Source organism: Saccharothrix australiensis, assembly GCF_003634935.1.
GTDB classification, from domain to species: domain Bacteria; phylum Actinomycetota; class Actinomycetes; order Mycobacteriales; family Pseudonocardiaceae; genus Actinosynnema; species Actinosynnema australiense.
In genome coordinates, this window is sequence record NZ_RBXO01000001.1 from 4,150,820 (window position 1) to 4,169,846 (window position 19,027).

Annotated in this window: 21 protein-coding genes; 13 read left to right on the top strand and 8 right to left on the bottom strand. The window is 74.3% G+C overall.

Annotation, left to right across the window (positions count from 1 at the left end):
- The first annotated feature begins 17 nt into the window (after nucleotides 1-17).
- From C8E97_RS17835 to kal, 4 genes are read left to right on the top strand one after another with little or no spacing between them, the layout of a single operon-like run.
- Nucleotides 18-1,505: an amidohydrolase gene (locus C8E97_RS17835; protein WP_121011767.1), complete on the top strand. Its 1,488-nt coding sequence runs from the start codon at nucleotides 18-20 to the stop codon at nucleotides 1,503-1,505.
- Between the two features lie 2 nt (nucleotides 1,506-1,507).
- Nucleotides 1,508-3,073, top strand: a complete 1,566-nt coding sequence (gene kamD / locus C8E97_RS17840; protein ID WP_211347055.1) for a lysine 5,6-aminomutase subunit alpha — start codon at nucleotides 1,508-1,510, stop codon at nucleotides 3,071-3,073.
- On the top strand, nucleotides 3,070-3,813 hold the full coding sequence (kamE, locus tag C8E97_RS17845; RefSeq protein ID WP_121006746.1) for a lysine 5,6-aminomutase subunit beta: 744 nt from the start codon (nucleotides 3,070-3,072) through the stop codon (nucleotides 3,811-3,813). The genes kamD and kamE overlap by 4 nt, the downstream gene beginning before the upstream one ends.
- Entirely contained in the window at nucleotides 3,810-4,199 is a 390-nt protein-coding gene (gene kal / locus C8E97_RS17850; protein WP_211347056.1) for a 3-aminobutyryl-CoA ammonia lyase, read from the top strand. Before kamE ends, kal begins: the two co-directional genes overlap by 4 nt.
- 422 nt (nucleotides 4,200-4,621) lie before the next feature.
- Here kal and C8E97_RS17855 read toward each other — a convergent pair whose 3' ends face one another.
- The gene (locus tag C8E97_RS17855; protein ID WP_121006747.1) at nucleotides 4,622-4,804 is read right to left on the bottom strand and encodes a hypothetical protein; all 183 of its coding nucleotides are present in this window, start codon (nucleotides 4,802-4,804) and stop codon (nucleotides 4,622-4,624) included.
- A 291-nt stretch (nucleotides 4,805-5,095) separates the two neighbouring features.
- On the opposite strand from C8E97_RS17855, the gene C8E97_RS17860 reads away from it, so the two are divergent.
- Both C8E97_RS17860 and C8E97_RS17865 read left to right on the top strand, forming a co-directional pair.
- Nucleotides 5,096-5,449, top strand: coding sequence for a GntR family transcriptional regulator (locus C8E97_RS17860; protein WP_121006748.1), 354 nt, complete (start codon nucleotides 5,096-5,098; stop codon nucleotides 5,447-5,449).
- Between the two features lie 16 nt (nucleotides 5,450-5,465).
- The gene (locus C8E97_RS17865) at nucleotides 5,466-6,218 is read left to right on the top strand and encodes a TetR/AcrR family transcriptional regulator (RefSeq protein ID WP_121006749.1); all 753 of its coding nucleotides are present in this window, start codon (nucleotides 5,466-5,468) and stop codon (nucleotides 6,216-6,218) included.
- Here C8E97_RS17865 and C8E97_RS17870 read toward each other — a convergent pair.
- Nucleotides 6,212-6,397 (bottom strand): PspC domain-containing protein, encoded by a 186-nt coding sequence (locus tag C8E97_RS17870; protein WP_121006750.1) that lies wholly within the window; start codon nucleotides 6,395-6,397, stop codon nucleotides 6,212-6,214. The two genes, C8E97_RS17865 and C8E97_RS17870, sit on opposite strands and share 7 nt — an antisense overlap.
- Nucleotides 6,398-6,741: 344 nt before the next feature.
- Between C8E97_RS17870 and lnt the strand changes: the two genes are divergently transcribed.
- Together lnt and C8E97_RS17880 are read left to right on the top strand one after the other, a co-directional pair.
- Complete coding sequence (gene lnt / locus C8E97_RS17875; protein ID WP_246018966.1) at nucleotides 6,742-8,352, top strand: apolipoprotein N-acyltransferase; 1,611 nt, start codon at nucleotides 6,742-6,744, stop codon at nucleotides 8,350-8,352.
- Nucleotides 8,327-9,118 carry a polyprenol monophosphomannose synthase gene (locus C8E97_RS17880; protein WP_121006751.1) on the top strand — a complete coding sequence of 264 codons (792 nt, stop codon included), beginning with the start codon at nucleotides 8,327-8,329 and terminating at the stop codon, nucleotides 9,116-9,118. Before lnt ends, C8E97_RS17880 begins: the two co-directional genes overlap by 26 nt.
- Before the next feature lie 73 nt (nucleotides 9,119-9,191).
- Here the strand turns inward: C8E97_RS17880 and C8E97_RS17885 are convergent, their stop codons facing one another.
- The 4 genes from C8E97_RS17885 to C8E97_RS17900 form a co-directional block, all read right to left on the bottom strand.
- Nucleotides 9,192-9,536: an RNA polymerase-binding protein RbpA gene (locus C8E97_RS17885; RefSeq protein ID WP_121006752.1), complete on the bottom strand. Its 345-nt coding sequence runs from the start codon at nucleotides 9,534-9,536 to the stop codon at nucleotides 9,192-9,194.
- 482 nt (nucleotides 9,537-10,018) lie between these two features.
- Nucleotides 10,019-10,477 carry an NUDIX hydrolase gene (locus C8E97_RS17890; protein ID WP_121006753.1) on the bottom strand — a complete coding sequence of 153 codons (459 nt, stop codon included), beginning with the start codon at nucleotides 10,475-10,477 and terminating at the stop codon, nucleotides 10,019-10,021.
- A gap of 69 nt (nucleotides 10,478-10,546) precedes the next feature.
- The gene (locus tag C8E97_RS17895; protein WP_246018968.1) at nucleotides 10,547-11,263 is read right to left on the bottom strand and encodes a thymidine kinase; all 717 of its coding nucleotides are present in this window, start codon (nucleotides 11,261-11,263) and stop codon (nucleotides 10,547-10,549) included.
- 189 nt (nucleotides 11,264-11,452) lie between these two features.
- Complete coding sequence (locus C8E97_RS17900) at nucleotides 11,453-11,839, bottom strand: MerR family transcriptional regulator (RefSeq protein WP_425470542.1); 387 nt, start codon at nucleotides 11,837-11,839, stop codon at nucleotides 11,453-11,455.
- A 28-nt stretch (nucleotides 11,840-11,867) separates the two neighbouring features.
- Between C8E97_RS17900 and C8E97_RS17905 the strand changes: the two genes are divergently transcribed.
- The 3 genes from C8E97_RS17905 to C8E97_RS17915 all read left to right on the top strand — a co-directional run bounded on the left by C8E97_RS17905 (nucleotide 11,868) and on the right by C8E97_RS17915 (nucleotide 13,877).
- Complete coding sequence (locus C8E97_RS17905) at nucleotides 11,868-12,710, top strand: imine reductase family protein (RefSeq protein WP_121006755.1); 843 nt, start codon at nucleotides 11,868-11,870, stop codon at nucleotides 12,708-12,710.
- Nucleotides 12,711-12,777: 67 nt separating this feature from the next.
- Nucleotides 12,778-13,092 carry a PadR family transcriptional regulator gene (locus C8E97_RS17910; RefSeq protein ID WP_121006756.1) on the top strand — a complete coding sequence of 105 codons (315 nt, stop codon included), beginning with the start codon at nucleotides 12,778-12,780 and terminating at the stop codon, nucleotides 13,090-13,092.
- A gap of 56 nt (nucleotides 13,093-13,148) precedes the next feature.
- On the top strand, nucleotides 13,149-13,877 hold the full coding sequence (locus C8E97_RS17915; RefSeq protein ID WP_147455155.1) for a hypothetical protein: 729 nt from the start codon (nucleotides 13,149-13,151) through the stop codon (nucleotides 13,875-13,877).
- Between the two features lie 63 nt (nucleotides 13,878-13,940).
- On the opposite strand, the gene C8E97_RS17920 is transcribed toward C8E97_RS17915, so the two are convergent.
- Together C8E97_RS17920 and C8E97_RS17925 are read right to left on the bottom strand one after the other, a co-directional pair.
- The gene (locus C8E97_RS17920; protein ID WP_121006758.1) at nucleotides 13,941-15,341 is read right to left on the bottom strand and encodes an MFS transporter; all 1,401 of its coding nucleotides are present in this window, start codon (nucleotides 15,339-15,341) and stop codon (nucleotides 13,941-13,943) included.
- Nucleotides 15,342-15,402: 61 nt separating this feature from the next.
- A complete protein-coding gene (locus C8E97_RS17925; RefSeq protein WP_121006759.1) occupies nucleotides 15,403-16,176 on the bottom strand; it encodes a glycerophosphodiester phosphodiesterase family protein in 774 nt (257 codons plus the stop codon).
- A 68-nt stretch (nucleotides 16,177-16,244) separates the two neighbouring features.
- Between C8E97_RS17925 and C8E97_RS17930 the strand changes: the two genes are divergently transcribed.
- Nucleotides 16,245-16,601: a hypothetical protein gene (locus C8E97_RS17930; RefSeq protein WP_121006760.1), complete on the top strand. Its 357-nt coding sequence runs from the start codon at nucleotides 16,245-16,247 to the stop codon at nucleotides 16,599-16,601.
- Between the two features lie 358 nt (nucleotides 16,602-16,959).
- Entirely contained in the window at nucleotides 16,960-19,020 is a 2,061-nt protein-coding gene (locus tag C8E97_RS17940) for a putative bifunctional diguanylate cyclase/phosphodiesterase (RefSeq protein ID WP_281275436.1), read from the top strand.
- Nucleotides 19,021-19,027 lie beyond the last annotated feature (7 nt).

The window sequence follows — 19,027 nt, forward strand, 5'->3', positions numbered from 1 at the left end:
CACCCGACGCCACGGCGATGGCGATCACCGACGGCACCGTGGTGTGGCTGGGCCGCGACGAGGTGGGCCGCGCCCTGCACCCGGACGCCGAGGTGGTGGACCTGGCCGGCGCGTGGGTCGCGCCCGCGTTCGTCGACGCGCACGTCCACGCCACCTCCGCGGGCCTGCTGCTCACCGGCCTGGACCTGACCGGCTGCCGCTCGCTGCCCGAACTGCTGGCCGCGGTGCGCGCCGCCGAGGGCCCGGTGGTGTGGGGCCACGGCTGGGACGAGACGCGCTGGCCGGAGAACCGCCCGCCGACCCGCGCCGAGCTGGACGAGGCCGCCGGGGGCGCGGCCGTGTACCTCTCGCGCGTCGACGTGCACTCGGCGCTGGCGTCCACGGCGCTGGTCGACCGCGCGCCCGCCGCCCGCGCCGCCGACGGCTGGTCGCCCGACGGCCCGCTGTCCCGCGCCGCGCACCACCACGTGCGGGCCGCGGCCAAGGACGCCATCCCCGCGGCGCGCCGCCGCGCCGCCCAGGACGCCTTCCTGCGGCACGCCGCGTCGCGCGGCATCGCGTCGGTGCACGAGTGCGCCGGACCGGACATCTCCAGCCGCGACGACCTGGCCGACCTGCTGTCGGCCGCGCACGGCCCCGAGGTCGTCGGCTACTGGGGCGGCACGGAACCGGTCGACCTGCCCGTGCGCGGCCTGGCCGGCGACCTGTTCGTGGACGGCGCGCTGGGCTCGCGCACGGCCGCGCTGCGCTCGCCCTACGCCGACGCCGACACCTCCGGCGCGCTGTACCTGACCGCGGGCGAGATCGCCGAGCACCTGGTGGCGTGCACCCGCGCCGGCCTCCAGGGCGGCTTCCACGTCATCGGCGACGCCGCGATGGCCGCCGTCGTCGAGGGCTTCGAGCGGGCCGCCGCCGTGGTCGGCGCGCCCGCGCTGGCCGCCCGCCGCCACCGCCTGGAGCACGTCGAGATGGTCGACGCCGAGCAGGCCGCGAAGCTGGGCGCGTGGGGCGTGGTCGCGTCCGTGCAGCCCCTGTTCGACCGCGAGTGGGGCGGGCCGTCGGGCATGTACGCCCAGCGCCTCGGCGTCGAGCGCGGCACGGCGCTCAACCCCTTCGCGCGGCTCGCGAGCGCCGGCCTGGTGCTCGCCTTCGGCTCGGACGCGCCGGTGACGGACGTCGACCCCTGGGCGGCGATCCGCGCCGCCGTCCGCCACCGCACCGACGGGCACGGCATCTCACCGCGCGCCGCGTTCAACGCCCACACCCGCGGCGGTTGGCGCGCCGCCGGCGTCGACGACGGCGTCACCGGCACGTTGCAGCCGGGCGCGCCCGCCACCTACGCGGTGTGGGAGGTGGGCGAGCTGGAGGTCACCGCGCCCGACTCGCGGGTGCAGCGCTGGTCCACCGACCCGCGCTCGGGCGTGCCGGGCCTGCCGTCGTTGGACGACACCCCGACGTGCCTGCGCACCGTGCTCCGCGGCCGGACGATCTACGAGAGGCAGTGACGATGGCGTTGCTCGACCTGGACCCCGTGCTGGTCGCCACCGCGCGCCGGCTGGCCGCCGAGGCCGCCGAGCCCGTGGTGGCGCTCGCCAGGGCGCACACCACGGTGGCGGTCGAGCGCGCGACGCTGCGCCTGGCCGGCATCGCCGGCGCGGACACCACCCACCGCGCCGGCGACGTGCCGTGGGTCAACCGGGTCGTCGACACCGTCCGCGAGCACTGCGGCCTGGCGCACGGCGCGGCGCTGCCGGTGTTCCACGCCCTGCTCGAACACGACCTGGCCTCGCTCACCGAGCTGGCCGAGGCCACCGCGGCCGGCCAGGTCCGCTACACCCTGCCCACCGGCCGCGACCGGACCCGCGCCGAGGCCGCCGCCCGCGCCGCCGTCGCCGACGGCATCCGCACCGTCGACCGGAACCGGGCCGAGCGCGACCGGCTGGTCGCCCGGCTCGGCGACCCGCCCCGCCGGCCCTGGATCTACCTCATCGTCGCCACCGGCGACATCGACGAGGACGTCGTGCAGGCCCGCAACGCCGCCCGCGCCGGCGCCGACGTCATCGCCGTCATCCGCTCCACCGGCCAGTCCCTGCTGGACTACGTGCCCGAGGGCGCCACGCACCACGGGTTCGCCGGCACCTACGCCACCCAGGAGAACTTCCGCATCATGCGGGCCGCGCTGGACGAGGTGTCCGAGGAGGTCGGCCGCTACGTGCGGCTGACCAACTACGCGTCGGGCCTGTGCATGCCGGAGATCGCGGTGCTGGCCGGGCTCCAGCGGCTGGACATGATGCTCAACGACTCCATGTACGGCATCCTGTTCCGCGACATCAACCCCGTGCGCACCTTCGTCGACCAGCGGTTCTCCCGGCAGGTGCACGCGCGCGCCGGCATCGTGATCAACACCGGCGAGGACAACTACCTCACCACCGACGACGCCGTCGACGCCGCGCACACCGTCACCGTGTCGCAGCTGCTCAACGAGCGCTTCGCGCACGAGGCCGGGCTGCCCGACCACCTGCTGGGCCTCGGGCACGCGTTCGAGATCGACCCGGCGGTGCCCGAGTCGTTCCGGCTGGAGCTGGCGCACGCGCTGCTGGCCCGTGAGCTGTTCCCGGACGCGCCGCTGAAGTGGATGCCGCCGACCAAGCACATGACCGGCGACGTGTTCAAGGGCTACCTGCTCGACGGGTTCTTCAACCTGGCCGGCGTGCTGACCGGCCAGAGCATCCTGCTGGTCGGCATGATGACCGAGGCCGTGGCGACGCCGTTCCTGTCCGACCGGGACCTCGCGCTGGCCAACGTCCGGTACGTGCTCGACGCGGCGGGCGGGCTGCGCGAGGACTTCCGGCCCGCGCCCGACGGCCTGATCGCCACCCGCGCCCGGCGGGTGCTGGGCGAGGCGGTCGACCTGCTCGCGCGGATCGTCGACCACGGCCTGCTGAGGGCCATCGCGGACGGCACGTTCGGGCTGATGCGCCGCCCCGCCGACGGCGGCAAGGGCGCCGACGGCGTGGTGGCCAAGGCCGACGGCTACCACAACCCGGCCTCGGACCTGCTGGAGGCGCGGTGAAGCGGCACGTCCGGCCCTACGGCGACACCACCGGCGACGGCATGGTGCAGACTTCGTTCACGCTGCCGGTGCCGGCCGGTCCCCGTGCCGACGGGGCGGCGCGGCAGCTGGCGAACAGGATGGGCATCGACCCGGCGATGGTCGTGCACTCCCACCCGATCGGCGAGGACTTCACGTTCTTCGTCGTCTACGGGTCGGTGCGGCACGTCGTGGACCTGGCCGAGGTGCGGGTCGTGGAGCGCGAGTACCCGCTGCTGTCGCCCGCGGAGGTGAACGCGGCGCTGAAGGAGTCGCTGCGCCGCAAGCTGGTCGTGGTCGGCGGGTGCATCGGGACCGACGCGCACACCGTCGGCATCGACGCGATCCTCAACGTCAAGGGTTTCGCGGGGGAGAAGGGCCTGGAGCACTACCGCGAGCTGAAGGTGGTCAACCTCGGCGCGCAGGTGTCGGTGCCGGACCTGGTGCGCCGGGCCCGCGCCGAGCAGGCCGACGCGGTGCTGGTCTCGCAGGTCGTCACCCAGCGCGACGCGCACCTGCTCAACACGCGCGAGATGGCGGCGGCGTTCCGCGAGGCGATGGGGGAGCGGCGCCCGCTGCTGGTCGCGGGCGGCCCCCGGTTCGACCCGCTGATGGCGGGCGAGCTGGGCGTGGACCGCGTGTTCGGCCGGGGCACGACACCCGGCGAGGTGGCCAGCTACCTGGTGCACGCCGTACGGGCGAAGGGGGAAGGGGGAGCGTGACCGCGACCGAGGGACTGACCGTCACCCACCGCCGCTACGTGCCGCACGGGCACGCCCACTACGGCGGCGGCCTGGTGGACGGCGCGTACGGGCTGGGCCTGTTCGGCGACGTGGCGACGGAACTGCTCATCCGCACCGACGCCGACGAGGGCCTGTTCGCGGGCTACTCGTCGGTCGAGTTCGTGGCGCCGATCCGGGCCGGCGACGTGGTCGAGGCGACCGCGACCCTGGTGCGGGTCGGCAACCGGTCCCGCGAGATCGAGTTCGAGGCGCGGGTGGTGTGCCGCTCGGCGCCGGACCGCGGCCCGTCCGCGGCCGACGTGCTGGACCCACCGCTGGTCGTCACCCGCGCGCGGGGCACCGTCGTCGCACCCACCCGCCCCTGACCGGGTACGGGATCGACTGTTCAAGCCGACACCGGAGCCCACCGAGTCCTTCTGCGTGCTTCTGCGCCACGTCACCACAGCAGGGTGAGCACGGACTCGACGCGCCCGGAAGCCCAGCCGGCCTTGGACGGCCGTCGGGAACGCCACGCACCACGACCACCCCATCGATTGAGTACGAATCCGCCGTAACCGATCCCCCATCAGTTCGACTCGGAGCGGTACGCCACCGACTCGCATCCCCACCGCGCGAGGCCCGACAGACGGGGGATCTCGACCGCGTATCGGGTCTCAACGACGGGGTGGTCCTGCTGCTTGGCGTCCCCGACGACCATCCAAGACCTGCGTACTCCTCTCGCCCCGCCGTCGTGCTCTCCCTGCTGTGGTCCCGTTGCTCCACAAGCGCGAAGAAGGAGAACGACGTGTCAGCCGGTGCGGACAGCATCGGCCCAGGTCCCGAACCCGCCCGGCACCGCGCCGCCCTGGCCCGGCACCGCGCCGGCCCGCGCCACGCCCGACGACAGCGACGCGGTCAGGAGCACCGCCGCCAGGACCGCACCGAGCCGTCGGCACCCGCCCGGCGCGACCGGTCGTCCGATCTTCCCCATCCTCCACCCCTCTTCCGGTACGGCTGTTCCTCCGGCTCGCGCGGAGTCCCGTGTGCCGTGGCCGGTGGTGCGCGGGTCCTCCTGTCGGGTCATCCGGGGACCGGCACGTCACCGAGGATGGTGGTTCCGCGCCGGCAGGGGAGCCGCCGTCTCGTTGAACGGGACAGGACGACGGGGGAGCGGCGGCCCCGTCCGGGAGGCGTCCGCGTGGCGGAGGCCCGGTCCGTTCGGCCGTCGCCCGCCCGGCGGTCGTGGTTCTGCCCGCCCGGGGTCTCTGCCAGTATCGACGGCGTGATCAGCCTCGATCCGGTTTCCTCGGTGCCGCCCTACGAGCAGGTGCGGTCCCAGCTCGCCCGCAAGATCACCGACCGGGAGCTGGCCGTGGGCACGCGACTGCCCACCGTCCGCGCGCTGGCCGCGGAGCTGGGCATCGCGGTCAACACGGTCGCCCGCGCCTACCGCGAGCTGGAGGAGGCGGGTCTCATCGAGACCCGCGGCAGAGCGGGGACCGTGGTCAGCGCGGCGGGGGAGCGCAGCCGGGAGCGGGTGCTGCGGGCTGCCCGCGCCTACGCGTCGACGGCGCGGGAGCAGGGGCTGACGGCCGACGAGGCCCTGGAGATCGTGCGGGCCGCCCTCGCGGATTGATCAGTAGTGTGGTCGGGTGGCGATCGAACACAGCGGCGGCGGTGACCCGGCACGCACCCTCGCGGTGCTCTGGCGCACCAACACGCCCACGGCGCGCAAGGACCTCGGGGTGGACCGCATCGTGGCGGCGGCGGTCGAGCTGGCCGACGTCGAGGGGCTGGGCGCGCTGTCCATGCGCCGCGTCGCGGACCGGCTCGGCGTCGGCACGATGTCGCTGTACACCTACGTGCCGGGCAAGGCCGAGCTGATCGACGTCATGGTGGACGCGGTGCAGGGCGAGACGGAGCGCCCGGCGGACGTGCCCGGCGGGTGGCGGGGCAGGCTGACGCAGATCGCGCGGGAGAACTGGGCGTTGTGCCTGCGGCACCCGTGGCTGCTCCAGGTGGCGACCAACCGGGCGGTGCTGGGCCCGAACGTGGCCGCGAAGTACGACTACGAGCTGTCCGCGCTCGACGGCATCGGCCTGACCGACGTCGAGATGGACTCGGTGCTGAACCTGGTGCTGGGCCACGTGCAGGCGTCGGCCCGCCTGGCGGTGGAGGCGGCGCGGATCGAGCAGCGCACCGGCCTGACCGACGAGCAGTGGTGGCAGGTCGCCGCGCCGTTCCTGGCCAAGGTGTTCGACCCGGAGCGGTTCCCGACGGCCGCGCGGGTGGGCGCGGCCGTCGGGGAGGAGCACGGTTCGGCCTACTCCGGCGAGCACGCGTTCACGTTCGGGCTGGAGCGCGTGCTGGACGGGGTCGAGGCCCTGGTCGCGTCGCGTCAGTAGGACCGCTTGGGCATCATCACCCACAGCACGAGGTAGATGATGAACTGCGGGCCGGGGAGCAGGCACGACAGCGCGAACACCAGCCGGACGGTGTTCGGGCTCCAGCCGAACCGCTCGGCCAGTCCCGCGCACACGCCGGCGATCACTCGTCGGTTCCGGGGTCTGGTCAACGTGGTCATGCCTCCACCATCCGCCGATCGGGGGCGGTTCGCATCGGTGGCAACCCTGAACCGCACCCCGAGACCGGTGCCGGTGACCACGGGGTCCGGTGACACCCGTCTCCCGGCGCCCGGGTGCGGGTGGGGCGCGGATCACCGGCCATCGGGACCCCCGGTGCGCGGGCCCGGACGGTCAGAGGGCGAAGCGCTCATCGGCCCGGCACCCGGTGCGCGGTCCCGTCCGCTCATCGCCGGTGCCCCGCGGCCCGGCGCGGGCACGGGCGCGGTGCGCCACCGGCGGCGGCACGCGCGCGGATCGCGGCGGTGGCTGTCGGGTGGTCGGCGGGCCCTCGTAGGCTGATCGGGTGGTCGCTCCCCCTGTGGCGCCGGGTCAGCCCGTCGCCGACACACCGCCCGCCCGCCGTCGCCGGGACGTGCGCGGCACGGTGCTCCGGATCGTGTTCGCCGCGGCCGGGGGAGGGCTGGTCCACCTCAGCTTCCCGCCGCGCACCGCGTGGTGGCTCGCGCCGCTCGGGTTCGCCGTCCTCGGCGTCCTGCTGCACGGCAGGCGGGCCCGCGCGGGCTTCGGGTGGGGCGTGGTGTGGGGCCTGGGGTTCATGGTGCCGCTGCTGCGCTGGACCGGCGAGTTCGTCGGGCTGATCGCCTGGCTGCCGCTGGCGCTGCTGTGCGCGGTGCTCATCGGCGTCGGCACGGCGCTGATGGCGCGCGTGTCGACGCTGCCGGGCGGTCCGGTGCTGATGGCGCTGCTGTGGGTGGCCGACGAGCTGCTGCGCGGTGTGTTCCCGTTCGGCGGGTTCCCGTGGGGCAGGATCGCGTTCGGCCAGCCGGAGGGCTGGTACCTGCCGCTGGCCTCGCTCGGCGGCGCGCCGCTGATCGGGTTCGCCGTGGCGCTGACCGGGTTCGGGCTGGCCCGCCTCGGTCGCGGCTGGCGGCGCGCGCTGCCGCTGGTGGTGCTGCCGCCCGTGCTGGGGCTGGCGGCGACGCCGCTGGTCGGCACCGCGCCCGACCGGGGCACGGCGGTGGTGGCCGCGATCCAGGGCAACGTGCCGCGCGCCGGGCTGGACTTCAACGCCCAGCGCCGCGCCGTGCTGGACAACCACGTGCGGCGCACGCTGGAGCTGGCCGAGGACGTCGAGCGGGGCCGCGCGGAGCGACCCGACCTGGTGATCTGGCCGGAGAACTCCTCCGACATCGACCCGTTCCGCAACCCCGACGCCGCCGCGCGGATCGACCAGGCCGTCGCGGCGATCGGCGCGCCCGTCGCGATCGGCGCGGTGGTGGTCGACCGGTCGGACGGCCTGCCGCGCAACACCGTGGTGCTGTGGGAGCCGGGCGCGGGCCCCACCGACACCTACACCAAGCGGCAGCTCCAGCCGTTCGGCGAGACGATGCCCTACCGGTCGTTCTTCCGCCTGTTCAGCGCGGCCGTGGACCGGGCGGGGACGTTCCAGCCGGGCACGGACCCGGAGGGGTTCGCGATGGGGCCCGCGAAGGTGGCGGTCGACACGTGCTACGAGGTCGCGTTCGACGGCGTGGTGCGGGACTCGGTGCGCGCGGGCGCGGACATCATCGCCGTGCCGACCAACAACGCCACCTTCGGCTACACCGAGATGACCTACCAGCAGCTGGCGATGTCGCGGGTGCGGGCCGTGGAGCACGGCAAGGCGGTGGTGGTGGCGGCCACGAGCGGGGTCAGCGCGATCGTGCGGCCGGACGGCGCGGTCGTCGACCGGACCGGCCTGTTCACGCCGGACGCGCTGGTCGCGCGGCTGCCGCTGCGGGGGGAGGCTACGCTGGCCACCCGGCTCGGCGCATGGCCCGAGCGGGTGATGGCGGCGCTGGGCCTGCTGGGCGCGGCGCTGGGCCTGACGATGCAACGACGAGGATCGCGTCCGACCCCTGGTGCGGGGGCCGGCGAGGAGGAAACGGATGGCGGACCAGCAGGCGCAGCCTGACCGCGAACTCGGGCCGGTGCTGGTGGTGATCCCGACCTACAACGAGCGGGACAACATCGGGAAGATCGTGAAGCGGCTGCACGCGGCCCTGCCGGCGGTGCACGCGCTCGTGGTCGACGACGGCAGCCCGGACGGGACGGGACGGCTGGCCGACGAGATGGCCGCCGCGGACGACCGCGTGCACGTGCTGCACCGCACCGAGAAGGCCGGGCTGGGCGCCGCGTACGTGGCGGGTTTCCGGTGGGCGCTCGACCGGGGCTACGAGGTCGTGGTGGAGATGGACGCGGACGGCTCGCACGCGCCGGAGGACCTGCCGCGCCTGCTCGACGCGCTGCGCGACGCGGACCTGGTGCTGGGCTCGCGGTACGTGCCGGGCGGCAGCACGGTGAACTGGCCGTGGCACCGGCAGCTGATCTCGCGGGGCGGGAACGTGTTCTCGCAGGTCGCGCTGGGCACCAGCGTCAAGGACATCACCGGCGGGTTCCGGGCGTTCCGGGCCGAGGTGCTGCGGCGGCTGAAGCTGGACACGGTCGCCTCGCAGGGCTACTGCTTCCAGATCGACCTGGCGTGGCGGGCGATCGAGCTGGGCCACCGGGTCGTGGAGGTGCCGATCACGTTCACCGAGCGTGAGATCGGCGAGTCGAAGATGAGCGGCAACATCGTCCGGGAGGCGCTGCTGCGGGTCACGAAGTGGGGCCTGCGCCGCCGGTACACGCAGCTGCGCGGGCTGTTCGCGGCCAAGCCGCGCAGCGGCGCCCGGCGCTGACGGCGCGGGACCGCACGTGGCAGGGGCCCGCCGGTGCGTCCGGCGGGCCCCTGCCACGTCGCGCGGCCGCGCGTCAGGCGGTGCGGGTGCGGCGGCCCCTCAGCTCCTCCAGGCGCTCGTCGAGGAGTTCTTCCAGCTCGGGGATGGTGCGGCGCTCCAGGAGCATGTCCCAGTGCGTGCGCGGCGGCTTGATCTTCTTCGCCTCCGGCTCGGCGCCGTCGATGATCTTGGACTCCTGCCCGTGGAGTCGGCACTCCCAGGTGTGGGGGATCTCGGCGTCGTCGGAGAACGGAACCTCGAAGTCGTGGCCCTTGGGGCAGGCGTACCGCACCGACCGGCGCGGGGCGAGGTCGTGATTGCGGTCGGTCTCGTAGCTGACTGCTCCGAGCCGGCTACCCCGTAGAACGCGGTCGGCCATGGCGGTGTCCTTTCGCTCGGCTCAGGGCCGGGGCCCAGGCGTGGTGCTCACCGAGTGCAACGATCGGACTGCTCCGTTCGTTCCCGGTTTGGCGGTCATGGTCGCCCACAGTGACGTCGTTCACCCGTCAACGAAGGCTTCCTCCTAAGGGAGGCAATCGCGGCGAGATCGTGACGCGTTATCAAGCTGTCGGGCTGCTTCATCACACGGATGGAGCAGTACCGGCAGAAAGTGTGCGGCTGCGACAGCTTAGACCGAACACGTAGGGCGATGTTCAACCGGGTTTAACGCCGGAGTAGTGATGAGCGTCATGCTTGCGATTACTCCAAGTCATATCGCCGCCCTCGGCTCGGATCGCCACGCTGCGTGGTGATCCGAGCGTGTTGCGTGGTGTCCACCTCCAGGGATCACCCGTCCGGCGCGCACCCAAACGTCGGTACCGCCATTTTATTCCTTTGATGATTTCAGTGTGGACTTAAAGATCACAGTTCGACGAGGCGGTCCAGGAAGGCGCGCTGCGCGGCGACCAGCTTCACCGCGGCCTCGACGAGGGGGAACCAGGCGACGCGGTCGACCTCGGGGTAGCGGCGCAGGACGCCCGAGCCCCTGGGCCATTCCAGCTCGAACGTGCCGGGCACGACCAGTCCGGGGTCCAGGTCGCCCTCCAGCGCCCACACGTGGACGGTCTTGCCGCCGGACTGGCGCACGTGGCCGAGCGGGACGAGGTCGCCGTCGGGGACGGGCAGGCCGAGCTCCTCGGTGAACTCGCGGCGGGCGGTGGCCTCCAGCGGCTCGTCGCCGTCGGGCTCGCCCTTGGGCACGGACCACGCGCCCGCGTCCTTGCGCGCCCAGAACGGGCCGCCCATGTGGCCGATGAGCACTTCGAGGCCGTCGTCGCCACGCCGGTGCAGCAGGATGCCCGCGCTGGTCTTCCCCGTCACGCCCCCAGTGTGGCGGGGTGGGGGAGCGGCGGGTCGCGCGGGTGTGGCGGCGACCTCCGACGCGGTCAATCAGGTGAGGCTGAGCTGGCGGCCCTGGACGGTCTCGGGGCCGAGGTCGCCGGTGCGGTAGTGGCGGCGGCACAGGACCTGGTAGCGGACCTCGTCGCTGGTGTGGGCGGTGTCGGCGACCAGGACGGTGTCGCCGGCGCGGACGACGTCGCCGTCGTGGACGCGGGCGTTGAACCGGCCGGGGTGGCCGCACCAGCACAGGACCTCGACCTGGATGGCGTCGAGGTCGTCGGCGAGCTCGAACAGGCGGCGGGAGCCGGGGAACAGGGTGCTGCGGAAGTCGGTGGCCAGGCCGAAGCAGTAGATGTCGAGCTGGGCGTCGTCGGCGAGTTCGGCGAGCTGGTCGACCTGGGCGGGGGAGAGGAACTGGGCCTCGTCGACGATGAGGTAGTCGACGCGGGCGCCGTCGGCCCAGCGCCGGCGCACCAGGGCGCGCAGGTCCATGTCCTCGTGGACCTCCAGGGCGTGGCGGGCCAGGCCCATGCGGCTGGAGATGGTGGGCGTGCCGGAGCGGTCGTGGCGGACGAGCAGGAGCCCGCGGCGGCCCTGGCGGGCCTGGTTGTGGTCGATCTGGAGGGCGAGGGTGGACTTGCCGCAGTCCATCGGGCCGAAGAAGAAGCGGAGCCTGCCGGTGGGCGCGACGCCTCGGCGCGCGCCGGCGGCGGGCACGGCGGACAGGGCGTCGGTCGGGTCGGTGCTGGGGTTCGTCGGCTCCACGGCGGGCCACATTAGTGGTTCACGGTCGGTGGTCGCGGGTTCGCGCCGGTGTGCCGTGTCGTGGCGGTCGGTGACGGGCTGTCGATCATTTCGACTACCTTAATCATTTCAGTGTCACCCAAAAGTGTGCCCTTGAGCAGGATCCCGACACAGCGCACCTTCAAAACCACGCCAGGAGGGGAGGAGCCCTCAGTCCGCCCGCCGTTCCCCCGCGATGAGCCGGTCGAGGTTGGCGCGGGTGGCCGCCAGCTCGCCGATCGCCTCGTCGATCCGGTCGCGCTCCCGCGCCAGCCCTTCGGTCAGCTCCGGGCAGCCGGGGGTGAGCAGGCCGTCGTCGTCGACGATGCACGGCAGCACTTCGAGGATCCGGGCGGTGTTGAGGCCGGCCGCGAGCAGGACCCTGATCCGCCGCACGGCGGCCACGTCCCCCTCGCGGTACGCGCGGTAGCCGCTCGGCAGGCGGCGCGGGCTGAGCAGCCCCTGTTCCTCGTAGTAGCGCAGCGCGCGTTCGCTGACCCCGGTGCGCCGCGCCAGTTCCCCGATCCGCACCCCACCGCTCCCGGAGTTGACCTTCACGTGGACGTGAAGGTTTAGCTTAGCCGGCATGACCCCAGTCACCGTTCTCGGACTCGGCCCGATGGGCCGTGCCCTGGCCGCCGCGTTCGCCGCCGCCGGCCACCCCACGACCGTGTGGAACCGCACACCGGGCAAGGCAGCCGGCCTCGACGTGGCCGTCGCGGGCACGGCCGCCGCGGCGATCGCGGCGAGTCCCCTGGTCGTGGTGTGCGTGCGGGACCACGCGGCGGCGCGGTCGGTGCTCGACGTCGGGGTGCCGGCGGGCCGCACCCTGGTGGACTTCACCGGCGGCTCGCCCGCGCAGGCGCGCGCGATGGCCGCCTGGGCGGGCGAGCGGGGCGTCGACCACCTCGACGGCGTGGTCGTGGCGACGCCCGAGGCCGTGGGCGGTCCGGGGGCGGTGCTGTTCTACAGCGGGCCGGGCGGGGTCTACGAGGCGCACCGGTCGACGTTGGCCGCGCTCGGCGGGAACGCCACTTACCTGGGCGAGGACCCCGGTCGGGCGGCGGCGTTCGACGCGTCGTTGCAGGACCTGTTCTGGACGGCGATGAGCGGGGTGGTGCACATGTTCGCGCTCGCGGGCGCGGAGGGCATCGGCGCGGTGGAGGTCGCCGGGCACGCGAAGGCGGTGCTGGGGTTCTTCCCGGACCTGGTGGACCAGGTCGCCGGGCAGGTCGCGGCGGGCAGCTTCCCCGGTGCGGACGCCACGATCGGGTCGGTGGCGGGTGTGCTGGACACGATCCTGGGCACGGTCCGGGCGCACGGCCTGGACAACGGGGTGCTCACCGCCGTGCGGGCGGAGGTGGGGCGGGCGGTCGAGGCCGGGTACGGGGCGGAGGGGTTCGGCAGGCTCGCCGCGCCGCGGTCCTGATCGCGGCCCGAGGGCGCACGGTGGACGAGATATACCGCTTCGCGATATAACCTGCGGTGTGAGGGGTATGTCGGAGCAGGCGTTCCTGGTGCTGACGGCGCTGGCCGAGGAGCCGTTGCACGGGTACGCGATCGTGCGGTCGGTGGAGGCCCTGTCGGAGGGCCGGGTGGTGTTGCGGGTGGGCACGCTGTACGGCGTGCTGGACCGCCTGGTGGCCGAGGGGTTGGCGGAGCGGGACCGCGAGGAGGTGCACCGGGGTCGGTTGCGCCGGTACTACCGGTTGACCGACGCGGGGGTGCGGGCGTTGTCGGCGGAGGTGGCGCGGCTGTCGGCGAACGTGCGGGCGGCGTCGTCGGTGCTGCGGGCGAGGGAGGCGCGGTGAGGTCGGACGCTGCGGGATCGGGTGCTGCGGGATCGGGTGCTGCGGGATCGGGCGCGATGGGATCGGGTGCTGCGGGGTCGAACCTGGAACGCCGGTACCGGGCGCTGTTGCGGGTGCTGCCCGCCTGGTACCGGGCGGAGCGCGAGGAGGAGATGGTGGGGATCTTCCTCGCGGGCCGGTCGGGCGGGTTGGACGCCGAGTACGGCTGGCCGGGGTGGGGCGAGGCGTGGGCGACGTGGGCGTTGGCGGTGCGGGTGCGCTTCCGGGCGGGCGGCCGGGCCGGTGACGTGGCGCGGTTCGTGGCGTTGGCCGGCCTGGTGGGGCACGTGGTGCTCGCGGCGCAGGCGGCCGTGTCGGCGGCGCGGTTCGGCGGCACGTGGGCGGTGTGGTTCGACCTGCCGGTGGTGGGCGCGTTCGCCGGTCTGCTGGCGCGTCGGCGGGTGGTGGCGCGGGCCGCGGTGTGCGCGGCGGCGCTGGTCTCGGCGGTGGCGGCGGGTGTCGCGGTCGCCGGGGGTGCGGAGCCGTGGCTGCTGGTGCCGCACGTGCCGACGTGGGTGACGGCGGCGGCGGTGCTGCTGGGTTTCCACCGGGACGCGCCGGCGCCACCACGGGTGTGGTGGTCGGTGGCCGCGGCGACCGGTGCCGCGGTGGGCGCGGTGTGGGCGTGGGTGGTGCCGTTGTCGCTGGTGGGGTTCGGTGCGGTGTGGGTGGTCACCACGGCCGTGGCGGTGGTGTCCCGGCTGTGGGCGGGTGTCCGGCGGGCGGGTGCCGCGCCGCCGGGGTGAGCCGCGGGCGGGTGGTGGGTGGCCGGGGCGGCGACGGCGGTGTCGGGCGCCCCGGCGGCGGGGTCACAGCTTCGCGGGGAGCGGGTTGCCCGCGGCGGCGACGGCCTTGCGGATCGGCACGAAGATCATCAGCACGAAGCCGACGACGAAGAACACCACCAGCGAGATGATCGCCAGCCGGAACGAGCCGGTGGCCTGGCCGACGCCCGCGAACACCAGCGGGCCCAGCCACGACGTGGAGCGCTCGCCCACCTCGTAGAGGGAGAAGTACTGCGCCTCCCGGCCGGGCGGGATCATCTGGGAGAACAGCGAGCGGGACAGGGCGTTGGTGCCGCCGAGCACGATGCCGATGCCGACCGCGAGGCCGTAGAACTGGAACTGCTGCCCGGCCTGGACGAAGAACGCCGCGCCGATGACGAAGATCCACACGATCAGGCTGACCATGATGGTGCGCTTCGCGCCCCAGTGCCGGGCGACCCGGCCGTGCAGGACCGCGCCGCCGAAGGCGACGAACTGGACGATGAGGATGGTGGCGATCAGGACGGTCTCGTCGAGCTTGAGCTCGTCGCGGCCGTACTGGGCGGAGACGTTGGCGACGGTGGCGATGCCGTCGGTGTAGATCAGGTAGGTGCCCAGGAACGCCAGGGTGAGCGGGAACAGCCTGGCCTGGCGCATGGTCCGGCGCAGTTCGCGGAACCCGGCGGTGATCACGGATGCGCCGCGCTCGGCGTCGCGCGCCTGCCGCTCGTCGCGCTTGAGGCGGGCGAGGGGGATGAGGGTGAACCCGGCCCACCACAGGCCGGACAGGACGAACCCGACGCGCACGGCGGCGCCCTCGCCGAGGCCGATCGCGTCGTGGCCGATGAACAGCCCGAGCTGCACGGCCAGGGCGAGGCCGCCGCCGAGGTAGCCGAACGCCCAGCCTCGGGAGGACACCGCGTCGCGCTCGTCGGGGGTGGCGATCTCGGGCAGGAACGCGTAGTAGACGACGACCGACGCGCCGTAGCAGATGTTGCCGAGGATGAACAGGGCGACGCCGAGCTGCCAGTCGGAGCCGCCGACCAGGGCGAGGGCGGCGGTGGCGGCGGCGCCGGTGAACGCCAGGCCGCCGAGCATCCGCCGCTTGTTGCGGGTGCGGTCGGCGATCGCACCCATCACGGGCAGCACCACGACCTGCACGACGGTGGCGATGGACAGCAGGTAGCCCCACAGCGACCCGGCGGGGAAGTGCGCGCCGAACAGCGAGATGTCGCACTGCTGGAGCGAGCCGGCGGCGCAGGCGTCGGGTCCGTTGCGGGCGACGTCCTGCCGGGCGGACTCCTTGGCCACCGAGGTGAGGTAGCCGGAGAGGAACACCGTGACCACGGAGGTGGGGAACACCTGGTTCGCCCAGTCGTACCAGGTCCATCCGCGTTGTTCCCGCTTGCGGTCGAGGGCGGGTGCTGCGCTGTCGGCCACGCTCATGGGGGCGGACTGTACTTCCCCGCCGGCACCCGCGTGGTGATCACCGCCAACCTGTTGTCGATCAGCCGCTCACCCATGCCTGCCTGCTGCGCAGCACGTCGCGCAGCACGTCGGGCCGGTCGGTGACCAGGCCGTCGACGCCGAGGTCGAGCAGGGATGTCATCCGTTGTTCGTCGTCGATGGTCCAGACGTGCACCTCCAGGCCACGGCGGTGGGCGGCGCGGACGAACCGGCCGTCGACCACGACCAGCCTGCCCTGGGTGACGGGCACCTGGGCGATCCGGCCCGCGACCGGCAGGGGCAGCGGCACCCGGCCGGACGCCCACAGCGCGCCCGCCGACCGGGGGCCCATCGAGGTCATCAGCTCCGGTCCGCCCAGGCGGCGCAGCCGGGCCAGGCGGCGCTCGGAGAACGACGCCAGGCACACCCGGTGCAGGGAGCGGGTGCGGCGCAGCAGGTCGATCACCGGCTCGACCGCGCCGTCGGCCTTGACGTCGACGTTGACCAGCGCGTCGGGCAGCTCCTCCAGCAGGTCGGCCAGCCGGGCGACGGGTTCGCGGCCGCCGACGTTGGCGCGGCGGACGGCCGACCACGGCTGGGCGGCGACGGGGCCGGTGCCGTCGGTGGTGCGGTCGAGCACGTCGTCGTGGTGCACCACCACCACGCCGTCGGAGGTGGCGTGCACGTCGGTCTCCAGGTAGCGGAAGCCCTCCAGGGCGGCGCGCCGGAACGCGGCCAGGGAGTTCTCCATGCCGGCGAGGTCGTCGAGGTGCCACCCGCGGTGGGCGAACGCCCTGGGGTGCGGGCCGGACAGGTAGGGGTGGTTCGCGGTCACGCCCTGGAGTCTGCCCCGACGGCGTGGCGTCGGGATGACCGGTGGGTAGCGGGATACCGTCGCGCGGCATGGAGCTGGTGAGCGAGGCCGTCGGGTCGCGCCGGGAGGAGGCCAGGCATTGCGCCTGGTGCGGTCGTCGGCTGCCCGACAGCGGCCGGATCGGGCGGCCCCGCCGGTACTGCGCGCAGCCGTGCCGGCAGCGGGCCTACGAGCGGCGGGCGGCGGTGCAGCGCGGTGGGCTGCCCGAGGACGCGGTGGTGCTGTCCGCCGGCGAGCTGGCCGATCTCCAGGACCGGTTGTTCCGGGTGCGGTGCGCGGCGGAGGACGTGGCGACGGCGGCGGCGGACGGCGCGGACGCCGGGGAGCTGGCGCGGCTGGCGCAGGAGCTGGTGGAGACCGCGCGGGACCTGGAGCGGCTGCGCTGACCACCCGTTCCCGCCGGTCCGCCGCGCGTGCGCGCCGCCGTCCGGTAGCGCCGCGCGCGGGGTCGGCCCCGGTGTTCCCAGCCCCGGTGTTCCCGGCCCGCGTGTTCCCGGCCTCCGTGCCGTCGGCCCGCGTGCGACCGGTCGGCGTGCCGTCGCTTCCCGACCCGGTGGGCCGCGTCCGGTCGGTTCGCGTGGAACCGGGTGGCGTGGGTCGCGACGGGGCCGTCCTCGATGTCGTGACCCGGGCCCGCGTGCTCCGGGTCCGTCGTGGTGGCGTCACCCGCGTGGCGGTGGGCGTCGGCTTGCCCCTCGCGCGCGGACTCCACCATCATTGCGCGCGGGGTGGCGAGGAGGGCGCGTGAACGGCAACGGCGCGTTGCACCGGGCGGTGCTCGACCGGGCCGATGTCGGTTTCGGCGTGACGGACGGGCACGGCCGGTTGCGCTGGGTGAACCCGGCGTTGGCCGACATCCTGGGCGTCGCGGCGGACCGGGTCGCGGGCCGGTCGCTGCCCGCGTTGCTGCCGGGCGTGCCGGACCGACCCCGGTCGGGGCTGGCGCTGCTCACCCCCAGCTCCTACCGCACGGGGCACCGCTGGCTGGAGGTGACGTGCCAGCCGCTGGGCTCGGGCGAGGAGCTGCTGTACCGGGTGGTCGACGTGACGGCGTGGCGGGACCGGGAGCTGGAGGCCACGCACGAGGCGGACGCGTTGCGCCGCGCGCAGGTGCTGGGCCGGATGGGCACGTGGGAGTGGCACATCCCCGAGGACCGGCTGGTGTGGTCGGACACGCTGCTGGAGATGTTCGGGTTCCCGCCGGGCACGCGGCTGGACTTCGACGCCTACGCCGAGCTGGTGCACCCCGAGGACCTGCCGATGATCCAGGCGACCCTGGAGGAGGCGATGCGCTCGGGCGCGGGGTTCTCCTACACCCACCGCATGATGCTGGCCGACCGGTGCACCGAGCGCTGGTTCGAGTGCTTCGGGGAGATCGTCAGCGCCGAGGACGGCACGCCGCTGAGGGCGGTGGGCACCGCGCACGACATCACCCGCGCCCGGCGGGTGCACGACGAGCTGCTGGCGCTGGCCGAGCAGGACCCGTTGACGGGCCTGGCGAACCGGCGCGCGGTGTGCCGGGAGCTGGAGCGGCGGCTGGGTTCGGGCGTGTCGGGCGCGTTGCTGCTGCTGGACCTGGACAACTTCAAGGACGTCAACGACCTGCGCGGGCACGCCGTGGGCGACCGGTTGATGAAGACGCTGGCGGGCGCGCTGCGGTCGCGGTTGGCGCCGTCGCAGCTGATCGGCCGGCTGGGCGGTGACGAGTTCGCGGTGGTGCTGCCGGGCTGCTCGTCGGCGGAGGCCGCGCGGGTCGCGGACGGGCTGCGGGACGCGGTGGCGTCGCTGCCGCTGGTCGCGGCGTCGGCGCACGTCACGGTCAGCACGGGGGTGGCGGAGTTCGGCGCGGGCGACACGTGGGAGCTGGTGCTGGCCAACGCCGACCTCGCGCTGTACGCGTCGAAGGCGGCGGGCCGCAACCGGGTGACGGTGTACGAGCCGGGGCACTACGCCGACACGGCGAAGCGGGTGTCGGTGATGGACCGGTTGCGGGCGGCGCTGGACGGCGGCGGCCTGGCGCTGCACGCGATGCCGATGGTGCAGCTGTCGTCGGGGCGGACGCTGGGGCACGAGCTGCTGCTGCGGCTGGAGGACGGGCAGGAGCCGTACCTGGGCCCGGCGGAGTTCCTGCCGGAGGCGGAGCGGTCGGACCTGGTGCTCGACATCGACCGGTGGGTGCTGTCCACCGCGATCGACGCCCTGGTCCGGCACACCGACCGGGACCTGCGGTTCAACGTCAACGTGTCCGGCCGGACCCTGGAGGACGAGGACTTCGGCGGTTTCGTGCTGGACCGGCTGGCGACCGCCGGTGTCGCGCCCGGCCGGCTGGGGTTGGAGATCACCGAGACGGCGGCGGTGACGAACCTGGACGCGGCGCGGTCGCTGGCGGTGCAGCTGCGGGCGTTCGGCTGCCGCATCACCCTGGACGACTTCGGTTCCGGGTTCGGGTCGTTCGTGCACCTCAAGCACCTGCCGATCACCGGGATCAAGATCGACGGCGAGTTCGTGCGGAGTATCGACGAGCGGTCGACCGACGCGGTGCTGGTGTCGGGGATCGTGGCGATCGCGCGCGGCCTGGGCCTGTCGGCGGTGGCGGAGTGGGTGGAGCGGCCCGCGCAGGTGGAGACCCTGACCGGGCTGGGCGTGCGGGTGGGGCAGGGGTTCCACCTGGGGCGGCCGGTGCCGCTGGCGCGCATCCTGTCGGACGGCGCTGCCCCGGACGACGTGGCCCCGGACGACCCGACGGGGCCGGGTGGGGCGTTGTCGGCGCCGCTGGCCGGCGCGGAGGACGGCGCGCGTCCCTGAGCGCCTG